Source organism: Limnobacter olei (assembly GCF_029087225.1).
GTDB classification, from domain to species: domain Bacteria; phylum Pseudomonadota; class Gammaproteobacteria; order Burkholderiales; family Burkholderiaceae_B; genus Limnobacter; species Limnobacter olei.
The window spans coordinates 40,690-59,083 of the sequence record NZ_JARFJD010000016.1; the positions used below are offsets into that span (position 1 = coordinate 40,690).

Below are 18,394 nucleotides of genomic sequence, written 5' to 3' on the forward strand. Positions count from 1 at the left end.
TCTCAGTCAGATCTCTGTGCTGAAACAAAAAAGCCCGGTGACAAGCCAGTCACCGGGCTTTTCTTATTCAAATTGAGTTCAACACATTCCACCCGCATAGCAACGCAATGGGGGCTCTTCTGTGCTTTTGGGCTGCAAAGCCACCGACTGCGCAAATGTGCTCATCATCTTGGTCGCAAAGTTAATAGGGAATGACAAGGGGTCAACGCCAGGCATGAAGGGTGTCAAACACAACGCTGGAACCTGCGCTTTCAGACGCTCAAGACTGGCTACACCAGGATGCGAAAGTGCGTCACTCACAATTGCGTACCCGACCGCATCGGAAGAACCCACCAGAAAATGATCTGCCGTGTTGGTCGGACACACGTCTTGGGTTGCAATGTTGACTTTGTTTCCCTCACCTGTGCGCAGGCTTGACACGCCATTTTCCTCATCGAAATTCGGAATGGCGACGTCGTCGGTTCGGGTGTAGACCTGCGTGTAATCGATACCTGGCAAAGTTTCGCCTCCAGCATTTAAAGCATCAAGCCACTTGGCTGCAACAGCAATTTGGGTGAATGAGGTAATACAGCCGATCACTGGCGTCGCACACAACAAGCTGGTCTCAATCAAACCGTGGTTTGCAGCAGCAATGCCAATCATGTCTTCAACCATGTCACGGGTGTCCGGGAAAAATTTCAAAGACCAACGGGGCATCACGCCGCCCTGACTGAAACCAACAATTGCGATTTTGGTGTTGGTGGTACGAAACATCTTGCGAATTGCGTGCGTAATGTATTCCGATGATGCTTGAAGCTCACCTGTATTGCTGTTGGGCAAATCAACGGCACACCAAGGAATGCCTGCTTCATCAAAAGCAGGAATGTAATTCCAGCTGAAGTTGCTTTCAACTGTTTGGGTCGCGCCCGGAACCAGCAAAACAGCACGTCCGGAATCGCTGCCAAAGCCCTCACTGCACTGCATGGCTGCATCAAGTTCTTGCTCGGAAATTAATAGAGGTGGCGAAGGGCTATCAGCTGGCACAAAGCCACTGGAAGAGATTCGGGAGGACTCTGAATTGATGGGATTGTCTGACCCACACGCAGACAATACTAAAAAAGAGGAAATTACAAACAGCTTGAATGGTTTCATCGCAAATCCTATTCAGATTCTTTCGGCCGCGCTAAAAAATCCGGGATAGGACAAAAAAGGGCAGAAAGCCAAACTTCTTTGAGGTGGGTCAAGCCCGGCTCCTCAGGTCTGGAAGCGCAAGTTGCATACCAGGCGAATGCAATTTAATTCACATTATTTTGCAATCACGATCTGACAATGCCTTCTAGGCAAATTTTGAATTTTGATGGCAGTAAACATACACCATTTTCCAATGCATTTTTACTTATTAATTTCAGATAAATTAACGCACTATTTAACAGCGTGATTATATTTAGTGCGTACGTTGTTTGTGCTTTGCACCATTCATTGCTGGTCAATGCACCAAACACATAAAAAAAGCCCACTCATTTCTGAGCGGGCTTTTCCCTATTTGCCATTGGCGCCTAGGTGAATAAACGGCGTTTAAAATTACTGCGCCATCACCTGAGAACCCATGGCTGTTGCGCCTTCCTTGGAGCGCACTGGCGAAACCTTGCCAGCCTTGATGTCGTCGTACCAGGCATCGTGGTGAGCTTTCGCCCATGTTTCATCCACATAACCGTCACGCATGGCCTCAAGCGCACCTTCCATACCGATTGAGCCGATGTAGATGTGCCCCATGGACATGATGATGAACAACAGCGCCGCGCTGGCATGGATCACATGTGACTGCTGCATGAGCAAACGGTCTTGGTCGAAGTTCGGGAAGTCGAGAATAAGTCCAGTTGCAGACACTACAATGCCAAGCACTGTGACGCCGCCCCAGAACCAGATTTTCTCGCCCATGTTGAAGCGACCCGCCGGGGCGTGCCCGAACAAACCACCACCTTTTTTGAGCCACTCAATGTCGTTTTTCTCTGGCAGATTGTCTTTCACATACATGATGAAAAACACAATGATGCTGACAGCAAACAACGGACCTACGAAGTTGTGAATCACAATGCTGATCGATGCAAGCCATGAGTTGAGCGTTAAGCCCATCCACGGTGCCAGCACATGTTTACCAAACATCAACAACAAACCGGTAAGCGCCAGTGCCACAAAACTAAATGCCATGGTCCAGTGGGCCACACGTTCTGCCGAGGTAAAACGCTCGATCAACTTGCCGGTGCGCGGTTCGGGCAACTTTACAGGGCCTTTCACCAAGTGAGCCCCCATAATTGCCAGAAAAACCAATGCAACAGCCCAGCCGCCATAGTAGGAGATCCAGTCGTTGCGCATTTGGCGCCAGGTTTCACCGCTTTTGTTGATCAACACACCTGTTTCACGGCCTTTGGTTACGGTGGTGAATGATTCACCCGACGCAACCCCAGACCAAACCGGTGAGTTATTCAAGGGCTGCGTTTGTTGCTTCTGAACTTGCGCTTGCGCGCGTTCAGATGCATCTTGCGCAATGGCCCCCATTGACCAAAGTGAGCAGACAGCGAAAACCAGGGCAGCGAACAAGGCGAACAACGCCTTGCCCATGCCTGGCTGCGCCACAGCCCGAATGGTTGAATGTGTCATGATTGACTCTCCTTATTGGGCCTTTGCCGAATCGCCAGTACGAACATACTCGTTCTGGGCTTTGGCTCGAACATTCAGGGTTTCTTGCCAGCTTTCCTTGTCACCTGCCTTGAAACCGCCGGCAGTGTACTGACCGCCGCCCGTTTCAAATGCTGGTGTATCGGCTTTGCCTGCATAACCCTTGCCATTGTTGGCGTCTTCCAGGGGTGAGCAGCCAGTGGCCAGAACAAGGCCCGCGAGGGCCCCGGAAAGAATCAACTTACCGCGAAGCGCCATGTTATGCGCCCTCCTTGGCAGGTTGACCGTAAGCAGAACTCCAGCCCCAAACTTCAGCGCCTTTGCCGCGAACTACCACGCGATTGCGGAAGATGTCGGAGACTACGTCGCCGTCACCCGCCAACAATGCTTTGGTTGAACACATTTCAGCACACAGTGGCAACTTGCCTTCAGCCAAACGGTTGCGACCATATTTCTCGAACTCGGCTTCGGAAGCGTCTTCTTCTGGGCCACCTGCACAGAATGTGCACTTGTCCATCTTGCCGCGCTGACCGAATGCACCCTCCTGAGGGAATTGTGGTGCGCCGAACGGACATGCGTAGAAGCAGTATCCGCAACCGATACACAGGTCCTTGTCGTGCAACACAACACCTTCGTCGGTCTTGTAGAAGCAATTTACGGGACAGACAGCCTGGCAAGGCGCATCTGAACAGTGCATACAGGCTACAGAGATTGAACGCTCTCCGGGTTCGCCGTCGTTGATGGTTACCACGCGGCGGCGGTTAATGCCCCACTCTACCTCGTGCTCGTTTTTACATGCGGTGACGCAGCCATTGCACTCAATGCAACGCTCGGCATCACACAGAAACTTCATACGTGCCATTTTCTTATCTCCTTTGCATTAGTGCTTAAACCAGCTTTTCAATCTGGCAAACGGTGGTCTTCGTTTCCTGCATCATCGTCACGCTGTCATAGCCGTAGGTAGTTGCAGTGTTCACTGCTTCACCACGAACGATTGGTGCTGCACCCTCCGGATAGCTGCTCAGCATATCCTTACCTTCCCAATGTCCAGAGAAGTGGAACGGCAAGAAGACCGTGTCCGGACCAACACGACGGGTAACCTGGGCCTGAACCTCGATTTTCGCGCCTGTTGGTGTCATCACACGCACCATATCGCCGTGCTTGATACCGCGGTCATTCGCTGCTGCAGGGTTAATTTCAACGAACATGTTTTGCTGAAGTTCGGCCAACCATGGGTTGGAACGGGTCTCTTCACCACCACCTTCGTATTCCACCAATCGGCCTGAAGTCATGATCAATGGGAAAGATTTGCCGATGTCGGCGTTCTTCTCTTGAATTGACTTGTACAACGTTGGCAAGCGCCAGAAACCGGCCTTGTCATCGTGCGTTGGGTACTTGGCCACCAAATCGGGCTTGGTCGAGTACAGCGGTTCACGATGCTTGGGCACTGGATCCGGGAAGTTCCACACCACAGCACGGGCTTTCGCATTGCCGAACGGATGGCAACCGTGCTTCATGACCACGCGCTGGATACCACCAGAAAGGTCAGTCTTCCAGTTCTTGCCCTCGGCCTCGGCCTTCTCAGCTTCGGTAAGGTCGTCCCACCAACCCAACTGCTTGACCATGTCGGCTGTGAATTCTGGGTAACCGGTCGTGATTTCAGAACCCAATGAATGAGATCCGTCTTCAGCCAAAAGGTTAACGCCATCTTTCTCAACACCGAAGTTGGCGCGGAAATTACCGCCACCGTCCATCACGTGCTTGTCGGTCTGGTACAGGTTCGGTGACCCTGGGTGCTTGGCTTCTGGTGTGCCGTAGCATGGCCATGGCAAACCGAAGTATTCACCGTCACAAGGACCGCCTTCAGCTTTCAGCGTGCGCACATTGAAGGTGTGCATGTTTTTCATGTGCAGCTTCAAGCGCTCTGGGCTTTGGCCTGTGTAGCCAATAGTCCAAGTGCCTTTGTTGATCTCGCGCAGGATGGACTCAATTTCCGGTTCCATCATGCCGCCCTTGCCCTTGATCATGGTCAGGTTCTTGGTCAACTCGGCTGCAAAGCCCAGCTTCTCAGCCAGCTGATACATGATCATGTGGTCGTTACGGCTATCGAACAATGGCTCAATAACTTTCTCACGCCACTGAACTGAGCGGTTAGACGCTGTAATTGAACCCGAAGATTCGAACTGGGTTGTTGCGGGCAACAAGTACACTTCGCGGTTTGGATTCAAACCGGCAGGGTCGCCTGGCATGGCGGCCATTGCAGCAGCGGCTGTTGGGTACGGGTCAACAATGACCAACAGGTCGAGTTTATCCATGGCTTTTTTCATGTCCAAACCACGGGTTTGTGAGTTTGGTGCATGGCCCCAGAAGAACAGACCACGCAAGTTGCCAGCTTTCTGATCAATCAGCTCTGGGTTTTCAAGCACACCGTCTACCCAACGAGAGACAGTCATACCGGATTTGGTGCTCATGCCTTCGGCATAACGGCTCTTGATGTATTCGTAATCAAGACCCCATACGCGGCACCAGTGCTTCCAAGAACCCTCGGCAACGCCGTAGTAACCAGGCAATGAATCTGGGTTTGGCCCCACGTCGGTGGCACCCTGAACGTTACAGTGGCCACGGAAAATGTTTGCGCCACCACCTGATACACCAATATTGCCCAGTGCGAGCTGTACGATACAGGAAGCACGAACCATGGCATTGCCAATGGTGTGCTGAGTTTGACCCATACACCAAACCAAGGTGCTGGGGCGATTTTTGGCCATCATTTCAGCCACTTTGTACATCTGGGCTTCACCAACGCCGCAAGCTTCTTCGACCTTGTCGGGTGTCCAGTTGACCATCACATCGGCCTTGATCTGGTCCATGCCGTACACACGGTCATTGATGTACTTTTTGTCTTCCCAACCGTTCTTGAAAATGTGATAAAGCATGCCAAACAGGAACGGAATATCTGAACCTGAGCGGATGCGGACGTATTCGTCAGCACGCGCTGCAGTGCGGGTGAAACGTGGATCAACCACGATCATTTTTGCGCCAGTTTCCTTGGCATGCAGCATGTGCATCATGGACACAGGGTGTGCTTCGGCCGCGTTAGAACCGATGTACAACGCACACTTGGTATTCTGCATGTCGTTGTAGGAGTTGGTCATCGCGCCATAGCCCCATGTATTTGCAACACCAGCCACAGTTGTGGAGTGGCAAATACGCGCCTGGTGGTCACAGTTATTCGTGCCCCAGAGTGAAACCCACTTGCGCAGCAGGTAAGCCTGCTCATTGCTGTGCTTGGATGAGCCAATGAAGAACAAAGAGTCGGGACCATTGGCCTCGCGCAGTTCCATCATTTTTTTGCTGACGGCTTCCAGGGCTTCATCCCAGGAAATTTTTTCATACTTGCCGTTTACCAATTTCATGGGGTATTTCAAACGGTGTTCGCCGTGACCGTGTTCACGCAGTGCGGCACCCTTGGCGCAATGTGCGCCCAAGTTAATGGGGCTGTCGAACACAGGGTTCTGGCGAACCCACACGCCATTCTGAACCACGGCATCGGTGGCGCAACCCACTGAGCAATGTGAACAAATCGTACGCTTAATCTCGATTGCACCGCTTGCGGCCCCGCCTTCAGCAGCGGCTTCGGCTTTGCGCACCATGCCAAATGGCAAGCTGCCAGCAACTGCACCCGCACCTACACCAATACCGGAGCGCTTCAAGAAAGCACGGCGGTCCATGGTGGCACCCAAACGGGACCCGATTTTATTGAGCAAGCTGTGGTTGTGATTGGGAATCACTTTGGCCACTGTCTTTTCGTCTCTTCGCTTTAACATCCTGGTCTCCTCGGATTACACCAGCAAGGTTCTGTAATAGGTTTTCACGTGCTCAGAGAGCTGATAACCCTTCGATTTCTTCTCAGTGCCTGCGGCAGCAGCTTGTTCAGCCACTTCAGGTTGTTTGCTTACCACCAATGCAGCACCGGCAGCAGCGACACCCGCACCGGCACCCACCAGGAATTGGCGTCTTGCTAGTTTGGGTTTGTCTTGATTTATCATTTTCTTGGTCATCTCATCACCTCCAATCAAACGGCACTTTCAAAATCGAAAGACTGTGTTTCAACATCAAAGAACACGCGGGTCAAACGACCCACAGTTTTGTAAAAATCGGTATTGGCTGCTGCCTCAATGTCATCTGCCATTTGGTTATACCAACTGGCCAGATGTGCATGAAAAAAAGCGCGCTGCTCGGGGAAGGCCACAGGCGGATCGTCTGCCAGAATCAGGTAGCGCATCACTTCGCATAAAAATGCAATGTGGTCTTCGGTTTCCACCAAGGCCTCATCGCGAGTAAGGCCAAACTTGGCCAAGTCGTCGCGAAGCAAGACCAGAGGCTTTTCGTTCAGGAAACCAGCCATGTAGTACGAGCCGTAGAGCATCACTTCCGGACGACCAATGCCGATGAAGTTGTCTACAAACTCCTGATTGATCTGTTTGCTGTCAAACTGCGCAACCACACGCAACAATTCGGAAAACTCAAACCCCAAAGGTGTGGTGATGTCCAGGCTAGCCCGGTCAATTTCCCGAAATTTCGCCAAAAACTCATCGCTTACATTGCCGGAGTACAGATGGGACAGAAGGCCGTAGAAATCTGCACGGGCCCAGTCTTCACCAGCAATCAGGTTGTCGTCTTGTTGAGCCGGGGCGATCATTTCTTCACCTCAAAAATTGTCATTTCATCCTTGGCGCTGTACATGTCGGTTACACGGCAATCTGCACACATTTTCAGGCGGTTTGCATTGCGCTCGAACATGCTGTGCTGGCTCAGCTTGGCAAACATGTTGTCGATCATGTGCTTGGTGCCAAAAGCTTTACCGCAACTAATGCAGTGGAAAGGTTGCGACTCATTCAACACACGCTTTTCACGCGCGGCGGGTCCAAGCAGCAATTGTGGAACAAGCTGCATGGCGTTTTCGGGGCAGGTTTCCACGCACAAGCCACACTGCACGCAGTTGCGCTCAATAAAACGCAGCTGGGGCATTTCAGGATTGTCGATAAGCGCTGAAGCGGGGCAAGCACTGGTACAACTCATGCACAGGGTGCACTTGTCTTTGTTCACCAACACGGCACCGAACGGCGCGGCAGATGGCAAAGCAATGGGTTCTGAAAAACCGGACTTCGACTTGGCCTGGGCATGTTCAACCAAGTGATCAATCGCAAACTCCATTCGAGTTCGCTTGTTCGAAGACAATTCAAAACTGGCTGGAGTTACGCCACTGGCTTGCAACTCGCTGGGAGCAAACAACAGGTCAGTTTGACCGATGTGCAACACGCGAACCCGGTGTTGCAGGCCAATGGCCTCAAGCAAAGCATTCACCCAACCCACCTGCGCGGCCAAAGGTTCACCGTAATGGCTGGCCTCGACCGCAGACTGCATGACCGTAACCCGGTCGGCACCGAAAGCCAAGGCAGACAGCCAAAGATCTGGGCCCACACTGGCGCTATGGTTCAATTCAATGGGCAACAAGCTGAAATCTGAAACTGCCGATTTGCCAGAGGCAGGCTTCGCAGCTTTCTTGGCCGACTCTAACCAATTGTGCTCAAGATCTGGGCCGTGCAGCAGCACCTCGGCTTTCTTGCCGCCATTGCCCCGGAATGCCTTCAATGCTGTTTTGATGGAGCGGCCCTGAACAGTGGCCGGGCTCAGCGCGAACTGAATGGCACCGGTCGGGCACACGGTGGTGCAAGCACCACAACCCAAACACAAGTGCGGATTAACTTCAATTTTCTCGCCTGCAGATTTGATTGCTTTGGTGCTACAGGCATCGATACAGTTGCTGCAACCCTCTTTGTTTGAACGACTGTGCGCACAAATATTTGACTTGTAATCAAAGAACTTTGGCTTCTCGAACTCGCCCACGGTTTGCACCGCATCAAGCATCGCTTCCAACAACAACTGGTCGCTGTCGCCGACATGCCAATAGCCCAGTGGTGCCTGGCGATCCGCAAACAGACCGGGCATGGTGCAGTCAATTACCATGTCGTACTGGCGTGTAGTGACTGCATTCATGTCCGCGAAAGAAATGGCTTTGAAATCACCGCAAGCCTTGATACAGGCACCAGATTGATCGCAGCTGTTCAAGTCGATCGTCAGGGATTCCTTCGAAATGGACTGCGTCGGACATGCATCCACGCAGGCACCACATCGTGTGCACATTTCCATGTCAACCGGGTTGGTCTTGCGAGTGCTCAATGTGAACGCACCCAAATAACCCTCTGCAGCGTCTACATGCAATGCCTGCACGTTCAAATCGCGCTTGGCAGGCAAAACAACACCTGAAGGATCGGACACCAGCAAATCGACGGTCAGATTGTTGGCAAGAGTTTGCGCGTGGTGCAATTGCTTGTCGCTGTTCGCCACGATGGCAACCCGGCCTTGTGATTTGAACAACACGGCAGGAACGGGCTCAACCTGAAAGTCGGTCTCGTAAGCAGCCAGAGCGGCCACAGTCGCGGCGGCTTCGGTGGAGTTTTGAGCCGAAGGCTGACCCCGGAGCAAACCACGCAGGTTGAAAAACTCAACAGCTTGAGAACTTGTACTATCGACCAAAGATTCGAATACGGCTTGCTCTTGGGTGCAGCCGACGAAACAACGTGCGCCGCTGGTTTTGTTTTTTGCATCAAGCACGGTGGCAATACCGTCTCGGCAAGCACGTTGGGCGGACACAAAGCGAATACCTTCCACATTCACGTTTTGCAACGCTTTGTCGATTGTCTCGCCGCTTCCCTGGCAACCACACACAAACACATCCGAGTTGGTCATTGTATTGATACTTCTATTTTGGTTATTTGGCATTTATTTGCAAAACTTGTGCCAGAGTGAGGCAAAACATTTTTTTATTTAGAATCAGCAGTCTAGAAATGGACGCTTGCACACCGATAGGAAGGGTGGTGCATTTTGTCTGTATCGAGCTGGACAAGCCGCAGACAAAATGTACCAAATATTAGTTATTTTTCGCCAGGTGTTTCGAACGATCGTTTTTCTAGTTCTTTATTAAAATCAGAGTCTTGCAATCCATCAGGGATAACCCTAACAGTATCCCGATCATCCGGATTTTCAGCTGCTGTTTGTTCAATATCACCTGTTTTGTCTGACACGGCAGGAACAGAATCATCAGAACTGGACAGCACAGACGCCACCCGCTCAAGTCCCTCCTCCATGTCGGCTTTTTTCAGTATTTCAAGGTCTGGCCGGCTGAGCAATTGCTTGGACAGGGTCATTTTCCCGATGTCTTCCTGACTCAGCGGCGTGAACTTGTTGTAATCATCGATATAAATATCCAGACCGTCCATCACGTTGAATTCCGGGCGGGAGAACAACGCCTTGAATGCTTTGTTCTTCAGTTCAGTTGAAACTTTATCCACCATGAAGGCCTTGATGTCCCCACCCTGCTTCACGGCCAGAAGATCAGCTTCAGTGGGCAATGGAAGTTCAGGCTGAGAAGGAGTTTGCGCCTTTGGCTGTGAATCAGCGAGTTCACTGACCGCGTTAGCCTGATTGGCATCGCTACCTTGGAGAGGGACACTGACCTGCAAGTCCGGGGCGTCTTCAGCTAGCTTTTCTCGCGCTCGAACTTCAAGTTTGCGCTTGGACCATCGGCTTAAAAAATTCTCGCTCATCGCTTTAACCACGCTCCTCAGGTTTTATGAAGGACTGAGGACGCCTACGCTGCTTGGGCTCGGGTTGATATTTGGCCTGAACCAGCTCGGCAAGCCAGCTGGCCACTGGTGCCGGCAGGGGCAAGGTTTGCACTTCTTCGTTGGAATCCATCCAGCGGGCAGCTTCGTCGTAACTGAAAGTGGCCTCGAATACGGAGGGCATTTGGGTTTTGTTGTCCTCCGGGTAGCGTACCCCAAAGAAAATGAAAGGCGTCTCCGTGTCCAAATTCAGGAAATAGCCTTGTAGCTGATCTTGATACACCTCGACATTGACTGTTTGAACCCTTTCATCCGCACCCTGTGGCATGAAAACATCCACTGGCCCCATCTCGAGCACTTGCCAGCGAAAGGGCTGCCAAGGGGAGTTTTGTACCACCTTCCCGATTTTGACGTTCAAAGCCAGTTCACCCAACACCAAAAATTTTGCGCTCAAAAAACACCTCTGTGAGTTGCCGGTGCCCGCCAGTACGGGCACAATTCATGGTTATTAGATTAGAAGATACACCACAAGTATCACAATAGGAGTTTGCCCCATGGGGCGAGGGATTGAACGATGACAGACCGAGTTATTCAACTGGTCCAAGACAATTCGCGCGTAATTCCCTTGAATTTCAGCGCACCGCAAAACAGTGAAGTACCCGCAAAAGATCATTTCAATCGCAGGCTTCACGACTTGCGTATTTCTGTCACGGATCGCTGCAACTTTCGTTGCGTGTACTGCATGCCCAAGTCGATTTTCGACAAAGACTACCAGTTCTTGCCACACAAAGACTTGCTCAGCTTTGAAGAAATCGAGCAGGTTGCCCGAGAATTCGTGGCACTGGGAGTCGAGAAAATACGCCTTACCGGTGGCGAGCCACTGCTGCGAAAAAACATCGAAATCCTGATAGAACAACTTGCACGCTTGCGCACGCCTGGCGGAAAACCTGTGGAGATCACGCTGACGACTAACGGCACCCTGTTGCGCAAAAAATCTAAAATTTTGAAAGAAGCCGGGTTGAACCGTGTCACGGTGAGCCTGGATGCAATCGACGATGCGGTTTTCAAGGCCATGAACGACGTAGACTTTTCAGTCAACGAAGTACTCGATGGAATTGAAGCAGCCCATGAGGCTGGCTTGGGGCCGATCAAAGTCAACATGGTTGTGAAAGGTGGCATGAATGACGACCAAGTGTTACCTATGGCCAAACACTTCAAAGGTACACCTCATATTTTGCGCTTCATTGAGTACATGGATGTGGGCAGCAGCAATGGCTGGAAAATGGACGAGGTAGTGCCATCGGCGCGCATCATCAACATGATTTCCCAACAGGTGTCGCAATTGCAAATGCTGAATGCCAATTACACCGGTGAAGTGGCTGAACGCTGGAAATACAGCGATGGCACCGGTGAAATCGGCGTAATTTCGTCGGTAACCCAAGCCTTTTGCAAAGACTGTACACGCATACGTTTGTCCACTGAGGGCAAGCTTTACACCTGCCTGTTTGCCAGCAAGGGGCACGATTTAAAGCCCTTGATTCGCTCGAACGCCTTGCCTGAAGCGATTGGCGAACAACTGAATCATGCGATCAGAAACCTGTGGTCTGTTCGAGCTGATCGATACAGTGAAATTCGAACTGAAAACACCACACAGCCCAAAGACAGAATCGAAATGTCTTACATCGGCGGCTGAGGAATTCATTGAAACAAGTTATGGCAGCACACATACAAACCACCCACGCGAGCATACCCAGCACCGTTGAAATAACTGCCACCAATGAGCGCGGTGAACAGGTACCGGTTCAAATTTCGGGCGAACATCCGCTCACCCTGTATTTCGACAAGAAAGAACTGTTGACCATCATGACCCTGGGTGCTCAACCTGAGGCCTTGGCGCTAGGCTGGCTGCGCAATCAAAGGCTGGTGTCCGACCCTTCAGAAATTGCAGCAATTCATGTGGACTGGGAAACAGAGAGTGTTGCAGTCACTTCAACAGTGCTAAAAAACACAGGCCAAACCATTTGGGAAACCACCGAAAAAGCGCAGAAGTTGGAGAAGAAAACAACCACATCGGGTTGCGGACAAGGAACCGTATTTGGCGACCTGATGGAAGACCTGGACAAAGTGCAACTGAGCAATGCTTACAATCTTTCGCAAGATGTGTTGTACGGCGTGATGGACCATGTTCGTAAACACGAGTCAATTTACAAACAGGCCGGCGCGGTGCATGGTTGCGCGCTGTGTTCCAACAGTGGTGAAAACCGTGGTGAAATTTTGCTGTTTGTAGAAGACGTGGGGCGACACAATGCTGTGGACGCCATCGCGGGTCAAATGTGGTTACACGGCTTGACGGGTGAAGACAAAATTTTTTACACCACTGGCCGGCTGACTTCCGAGATGGTGATCAAGTGTGCCCAAATGGGTATACCGGTGCTGGTTTCTCGCTCGGGCCTCACACAAATGGGCTACGAAATTGCCCAGAAACTGAACATCACCATGCTGGGTCGCTGCCAGGGCAAGCACTATTTGCTCTACACCGGCACACACCGATTCAACACTTTAATTGACACACAAATCGCATGAGCATTTCACTGGATGACATCACTGGCGTAATTCTCGCTGGTGGTATGGGTCGCCGCATGGGCGGCGTTGACAAAGGTCTGCGCAATTTCAAGAATGCACCATTGGCGTTGCACGCAATGATGCGACTCAATGGGCAAGTGGGCGACATATGCATCAATGCCAACCGAAATATCGGCGTGTACGAAGGATTTGGTGTTGAAGTGGTGTGCGACATTCAACCCGACTACGCAGGCCCTTTGGCTGGCATGCAAGCGGCGCTTGCCCACACCAACCTGCCTTACCTGGTGACTGTGCCTTGCGATGTACCCATGTTCCCCTTGAATCTGGTTGAAAAACTGAGTGCACCATTTGAGAAAAACGTGGGATTGATGCTAACAGTGGCTTCAACAAAAGGCCGCCATCACCCCGTGTTTTGCATGATGCGCACTGAACTGTTGCCCAACATGGAGGAATTTTTGCGCAAAGGTGGTCGAAAAATTGATGCCTGGTACGCCAACATTCCACATGAAGCGGTTGAGTTTGACGACGAAGCAGCCTTTCACAACGTCAATACCCTCGAAGAACTCAAAGAACTCGAACAAAAATCCTGAGTAGCAAGGCAAAGTATGGAAACTGATTTTCAAACTGTTGAAGAAGCGCGAATCAAAATACTGTCGCTTCTCAAGCCGATTACAGGCACCCGAACCGTGGCCATTCGCGACGCACTGGACCAGGTGTTGGCTGCCGATTTGTTGTCCCCCATTAATGTGCCCGCGCATGACAATTCTGCGATGGATGGCTACGCCTTCAACAGCAACTGCATACAAAACGCCGACATCACCCAACTGAAAATGATTGGTACCGCCTACGCGGGCAAGGCATTCAACGGCAGTTGTGCCCATGGTGAATGCGTGCGCATTATGACTGGTGCAGTGATGCCCCAAAACTGCGACACCGTGCTGGTACAGGAAAATGCCACTGTCAGTGGTGACCACATCAGCTTTCCACCAGGTGCAGTCAAAGCGGGCGACAACCGCAGGCTTGCTGGTGAAGACCTAACGATTGGCAAACCTGCCCTGCCCGCAGGCAAAGTGCTTCGGCCTGCCGACCTGGGTTTGCTGGCCTCGCTCGGCATTGCCGAAATTTCGGTGCGTAGAAAATTGCGGGTTGCTTTTTTCTCCACTGGCGACGAATTGCGATCCCTTGGCCAGCCACTGGATGAAGGCTGCGTGTATGACAGCAACCGCTACACACTGTATGGCATGCTGACCCGACTGCGATTCATTGAATTGCTGGATATGGGTGTGGTACACGACTCCCCGGAAGCCCTTGAACAAGCCATGTTGCAGGCCATGGAACAAGCCGATGTAATCGTGACTTCGGGCGGTGTTTCTGTGGGTGAAGCGGACTACACCAAACATGTCATGGAAAAACTGGGCAGCGTGAATTTCTGGAAAATTGCCATGCGCCCAGGTCGCCCAATGGCTTTTGGCGAGGTTCACAACAAAGCCAATGGCGACTCCGCCTATTTGTTCGGCTTGCCGGGCAACCCGGTCGCAGTCATGGTGACCTTTTATGCATTCGTGCGCGACGCATTGTTCAAACTTGCCAATGCCAACCCCTTGCCAGTTCCCATGCTGAACGCGAAGCTGGTCCAAAACGTTCGCAAGCGCCCAGGACGGACTGAGTATCAACGCGCTCGTCTGGTCATGGAAGATGGAGTTCTGGTTGCCCACCTGACGTGTTCACAAGGATCAGGAATTTTGCGCAGTATGTCAGAGTCAGATGGTTTGCTGGTACTTGAACACGAACAAGGCGACCTGAAAGCTGGTGATACTGTGCTGGCACTGCCCTTTGAAGGCTTGATCTGACGAGAAACACACACCCCACCCAGGGGAGTGAACCAAGTGAGTGATTTTCAGGGCGAAATTCAAACGCTACCATGGGCGCACTTGAATTTCGGCCCCTGACATGCTCCAAGACCCCCGCCCAATCAAACCATTGCAACACGCCTTGTGCAGCGTGCTGGAGAACATGGGGCTGGAGTTTTTACCCAGCCAATGGGCATTGCAAGCCAATTTGGCTGAGACAGGAAACGACCCCGAACTGAATCAATTGTTGGCTTATCTATCAGCCTGCAATATTTCTCGGCAGCTGTTTCAAAATGTGTCCACCAGTGAAATAAAACACCTTGGTCCACACACGCTGGCCATGTTGCACAACGGCCAGTGTGGCTTGCTTGAAGAACTGATTGCATCGAGTTCCCCACCAGCGTCCTTGAAATGGGCCCTGCAAATTGAAGCCCCAAAAACCACTGAAGGCACCCGAAGCGAACCAGCGCCAGCAAGCCTGTTTGAGTTTTGGCAACAGCTCCGCGATAGCCAATGGTTGCGAGAAGCACTCAATTTTGAGAATGGAAGCTTCAAGCCGGTGATCTATGCTTCCCTGCTGATCAACTTGCTGGCCCTGGCAGGCCCGCTGTTCTCGCTACAGGTGTATGACCGCATCATTCCTAACCAAGCTTATGCATCAATGATTGCATTGCTGCTAGGTGTATTTCTTTGCCTGGGTTTTGAGCATGCTTTAAAGCATGCGCGCCATCGCTTGATGGAAATTGCGGCAACCTCCATCGACACCCGCTGCACCATGCACCTGTCAAAATCACTCTTGAATGTGCCCATCCACAAAACCGAACCAACCCTGCTTTTGCAGCACCTTCGTTCGTTCGAGCAACTGCGTGAATTGGTGACAGGCGTGTTTCTGCTTGCGCTGATTGACCTGCCGTTTCTGCTGCTTTTTCTGGCGGTAATTGCCCTGATTCATCCCCTTTTCCTGTTGATCTCGGGCGGAGTAATTGGACTCACCTTGCTGTTCATCGCCACATCTCACCGAACAATTTCCCGGCTCGGGCAAACACAAATGCGGCAAAGCCGCGAAACCCAAAGCCAATGGCTAGACTCGCTGGCCTGTCTGGACAACATTCAGGCACACGGCGTTCAACAAGCACACAGCAAATTGTTGAACAAACTTCAGCTTAAATCGCGGCTAAGCGGCAATGCAGTTCGCGATCAAATGTTTTTAATCAATCAACGAATACACCTGTTGCAACAAGGCAGTTGGGTACTGACCATCGCGCTGGGTGTTTACTTCATTGTTGAAAAACAACTCACCGTGGGTGGCTTGATCGCAGTCTCCATGCTCACCATGCGCTGCTTTGCACCCATCCAGAAATTACAGGCCCACCTGGTACAAACCCATTCGGCCCAGGCCAGCTTCGAAGAACTGGACCGGTTTTTGGGGCAACAAACCCAAACCACTGAGCAACGCGCCGCACTTGAACGCATCGACACCATGGCGCTTGAATTTGCAAACGTTTTGAAACCGGGCCGCAACCGTGAAACTGCTCAACCTTTTGACTTCATACTGCGCACCGTGAACCTGCAACTGCACGCGGGAAACCGGCTTGGAATCATCGGTACAACAGGCTCTGGAAAAACCTCCCTGCTCAAACTGCTCGCCCAACAACTGAAATGCGATCACGGCCAACTGGCGGTCAACAAGCTTTCGATTGCACATTTTCACAGCAGTGAATTTCAATCCAAAGTGGGTTATGCAAGCCAACCCCCAGTGCTGATCAAGGGCAGTTTGCTCGACAACATTCGCTTCATGCGCCCGCACATCAGTACTGAGAACTGCTGGAAAATTCTGCAGCAACTTGGGCTCAAAGAATGGGTAGATCAACACCCGGACGGCATTCACATGGCCATTGACAGCCAGGGCAACAACTTGTCTTCAGGGCAAAAGCAGGCTGTGTCGCTGTGCAGAGCGCTGGCGGGCCAACCCCAATTGGTGCTTCTGGACGAACCCACCGTGTGTCTTGATCAACACATGGAGAGCCAGCTGATGCAACATTTGCAGCAGCTGCCAGAACACAGCATTTTGGTGTTCACTACACACAAGCTTGGGCTATTGGCTTGTGCCAGCAGCCTTGCACTGATGCACAAGGGGCAAATTCACGCGCAGGGCAACAAGCCTGAAGTACTACACGCAGCCAATGCACTTGCCACACAACACAAACAAAAAAATGCAGGTTGAACCATGAAAATTCAACATCACGCACAGCGAATTGTCGACTGGCTTGCCGGGCGGAATGAAGAACATCACATGCCGGCAACTGCAGGGCTGGACCAGTCAAGGCTGTGGCATGAACAACAAGTGCTCACCAAACGCCTGGTACATGGCTGCGCCCTTACCTTGCTGGCCCTGCTGGCGTGGTCTGCAATTGCAACAGTGCCCCAGGCTGCACATGGCGAGGCACGTGTGGTTCCCTCGCAGCGATTGCAAGTCATTCAAGCCGTAGACGGCGGCGTGATCAACCAGGTGTTTGTCCGCGAAGGTCAGCTGGTGAAGGCTGGTGACAAACTGGTTCAAATTGACATCACGCGTTTTTCATCAAGCCTCAAAGAAAAGGAAGCGATCAACGCCTCGTTTCAATTTCGAGAAGCCCGGTTAATGGCACAACTTAACAACACAACGCTAAACCTGCCTGCCCCACTCATTCAGCAGTACCCCGATTTGTACCTGCAAGAATCCAAGTTGCTACAAACCAAACTGCAAGAATGGGCCGCACAAACGCAAATTTATGAACAGCAGCTTGACCAACGGCAACGCGAACTCGACGAAGCACAAAGCAACGCCACCGCAGCCAAACGGAATCTGGAAATATCGGAACAAGAATTGAGCAGCATGCGGCCACTGCTAAAAAGCGGCGCTGTATCCCCGGTTGAAGTACTGCGACTTGAACGCGATGTAGCCAAAGCCAAAGGCGACTATGAAGGTGCCAATGCACAAACCAACCGACTGTATTCTGCCATTCGCGAGGCCCGCCAGAAGATTGAAGAAATTCGATTAAAACAAATCAACGAAGCACGCACCGAGCTCTCGGAAGTCAAGGCACGCTTGGCCAGCCTTGAGCAAAACCAGATCGAACTGAACGACAGGGTGAACCAGGCCACCTTAAAAACGCCGGTGGACGGCCTTGTACAACGTATTTTGTACAACACCCGGGGTGCCGTTGTGCCTGCGGGAAAAGAGGTGATCGAAATTGTGCCAATTGATGAACAGCTGGTTTTCGAGACACGAATCAACCCAAAAGACATCGCATTCATTCGACCTGAACAAAGCGCCAACATTCGAGTCACAGCCTATGACTATTCCATTTACGGCGCACTTGAAGGTACTGTAGAAAGTATTTCTGCGGACAGTTTGCTCGATGAATTCGGCCGACCTTACTTCAGTGTGAAAGTGACAGTGCCGCGCCTGAAAGTGCATGAAAAAATTCGTCTGATGCCTGGCATGGTCGCCAATGTCAGCATTGAAACTGAAGATCGAACGGTATTGTCCTATCTCACCAAACCTGTCATACGCGGCTCAATTCAGGCATTTACTGAACAGTAAATCAACACCAGTCATCCCAATAACTCCATAGA

Annotated in this window: 16 protein-coding genes; 6 read left to right on the forward strand and 10 right to left on the reverse strand. The window is 51.6% G+C overall.

From position 1 onward, the window contains the following. Nucleotides 1–78: 78 nt before the first annotated feature. From PY990_RS10590 to PY990_RS10635, 10 genes are all read right to left on the reverse strand, one after another. A complete protein-coding gene (locus PY990_RS10590; RefSeq protein WP_275271565.1) occupies nt 79–1,023 on the reverse strand; it encodes an esterase/lipase family protein in 945 nt (314 codons plus the stop codon). A 537-nt stretch (nt 1,024–1,560) separates the two neighbouring features. Then, a complete protein-coding gene (locus PY990_RS10595; protein ID WP_275271566.1) occupies nt 1,561–2,637 on the reverse strand; it encodes a formate dehydrogenase subunit gamma in 1,077 nt (358 codons plus the stop codon). A gap of 12 nt (nt 2,638–2,649) precedes the next feature. After that, nucleotides 2,650–2,913, reverse strand: coding sequence for a hypothetical protein (locus PY990_RS10600; RefSeq protein ID WP_275271567.1), 264 nt, complete (start codon nt 2,911–2,913; stop codon nt 2,650–2,652). 1 nt (nt 2,914) lies between these two features. Next, nucleotides 2,915–3,517 carry a formate dehydrogenase FDH3 subunit beta gene (gene fdh3B / locus PY990_RS10605; RefSeq protein ID WP_008249081.1) on the reverse strand — a complete coding sequence of 201 codons (603 nt, stop codon included), beginning with the start codon at nt 3,515–3,517 and terminating at the stop codon, nt 2,915–2,917. A 25-nt stretch (nt 3,518–3,542) separates the two neighbouring features. Then, nucleotides 3,543–6,482, reverse strand: a complete 2,940-nt coding sequence (locus PY990_RS10610) for a molybdopterin-dependent oxidoreductase (RefSeq protein WP_275271568.1) — start codon at nt 6,480–6,482, stop codon at nt 3,543–3,545. A 15-nt stretch (nt 6,483–6,497) separates the two neighbouring features. Next, nucleotides 6,498–6,716, reverse strand: a complete 219-nt coding sequence (locus PY990_RS10615; protein WP_008249079.1) for a twin-arginine translocation signal domain-containing protein — start codon at nt 6,714–6,716, stop codon at nt 6,498–6,500. A 14-nt stretch (nt 6,717–6,730) separates the two neighbouring features. Continuing rightward, complete coding sequence (locus tag PY990_RS10620; RefSeq protein WP_275271569.1) at nt 6,731–7,357, reverse strand: TorD/DmsD family molecular chaperone; 627 nt, start codon at nt 7,355–7,357, stop codon at nt 6,731–6,733. After that, complete coding sequence (locus PY990_RS10625) at nt 7,354–9,468, reverse strand: 4Fe-4S binding protein (protein WP_275271570.1); 2,115 nt, start codon at nt 9,466–9,468, stop codon at nt 7,354–7,356. Before PY990_RS10625 ends, PY990_RS10620 begins: the two co-directional genes overlap by 4 nt. A 185-nt stretch (nt 9,469–9,653) precedes the next feature. Beyond that, nucleotides 9,654–10,325 carry a DUF3306 domain-containing protein gene (locus tag PY990_RS10630; RefSeq protein ID WP_275271571.1) on the reverse strand — a complete coding sequence of 224 codons (672 nt, stop codon included), beginning with the start codon at nt 10,323–10,325 and terminating at the stop codon, nt 9,654–9,656. Between the two features lie 4 nt (nt 10,326–10,329). Continuing rightward, complete coding sequence (locus PY990_RS10635; protein ID WP_275271572.1) at nt 10,330–10,797, reverse strand: DUF3305 domain-containing protein; 468 nt, start codon at nt 10,795–10,797, stop codon at nt 10,330–10,332. Nucleotides 10,798–10,917: 120 nt separating this feature from the next. Between PY990_RS10635 and moaA the strand changes: the two genes are divergently transcribed. The 6 genes from moaA (at nt 10,918) to PY990_RS10665 (ending at nt 18,362) form a co-directional block, all read left to right on the forward strand. Further along, complete coding sequence (moaA, locus tag PY990_RS10640; RefSeq protein ID WP_275271573.1) at nt 10,918–12,036, forward strand: GTP 3',8-cyclase MoaA; 1,119 nt, start codon at nt 10,918–10,920, stop codon at nt 12,034–12,036. A gap of 20 nt (nt 12,037–12,056) precedes the next feature. Beyond that, the gene (locus tag PY990_RS10645) at nt 12,057–12,926 is read left to right on the forward strand and encodes a formate dehydrogenase accessory sulfurtransferase FdhD (protein ID WP_275271574.1); all 870 of its coding nucleotides are present in this window, start codon (nt 12,057–12,059) and stop codon (nt 12,924–12,926) included. Further along, the gene (gene mobA, locus PY990_RS10650) at nt 12,923–13,516 is read left to right on the forward strand and encodes a molybdenum cofactor guanylyltransferase MobA (RefSeq protein WP_275271575.1); all 594 of its coding nucleotides are present in this window, start codon (nt 12,923–12,925) and stop codon (nt 13,514–13,516) included. Before PY990_RS10645 ends, mobA begins: the two co-directional genes overlap by 4 nt. 15 nt (nt 13,517–13,531) lie before the next feature. Beyond that, nucleotides 13,532–14,776 (forward strand): molybdopterin molybdotransferase MoeA, encoded by a 1,245-nt coding sequence (moeA, locus tag PY990_RS10655; protein ID WP_275271576.1) that lies wholly within the window; start codon nt 13,532–13,534, stop codon nt 14,774–14,776. A gap of 100 nt (nt 14,777–14,876) precedes the next feature. Next, a complete protein-coding gene (locus PY990_RS10660) occupies nt 14,877–17,000 on the forward strand; it encodes an ATP-binding cassette domain-containing protein (protein ID WP_275271577.1) in 2,124 nt (707 codons plus the stop codon). 3 nt (nt 17,001–17,003) lie between these two features. After that, nucleotides 17,004–18,362, forward strand: a complete 1,359-nt coding sequence (locus PY990_RS10665; protein WP_275271578.1) for an HlyD family type I secretion periplasmic adaptor subunit — start codon at nt 17,004–17,006, stop codon at nt 18,360–18,362. The last annotated feature ends 32 nt before the right edge of the window (nt 18,363–18,394 follow it).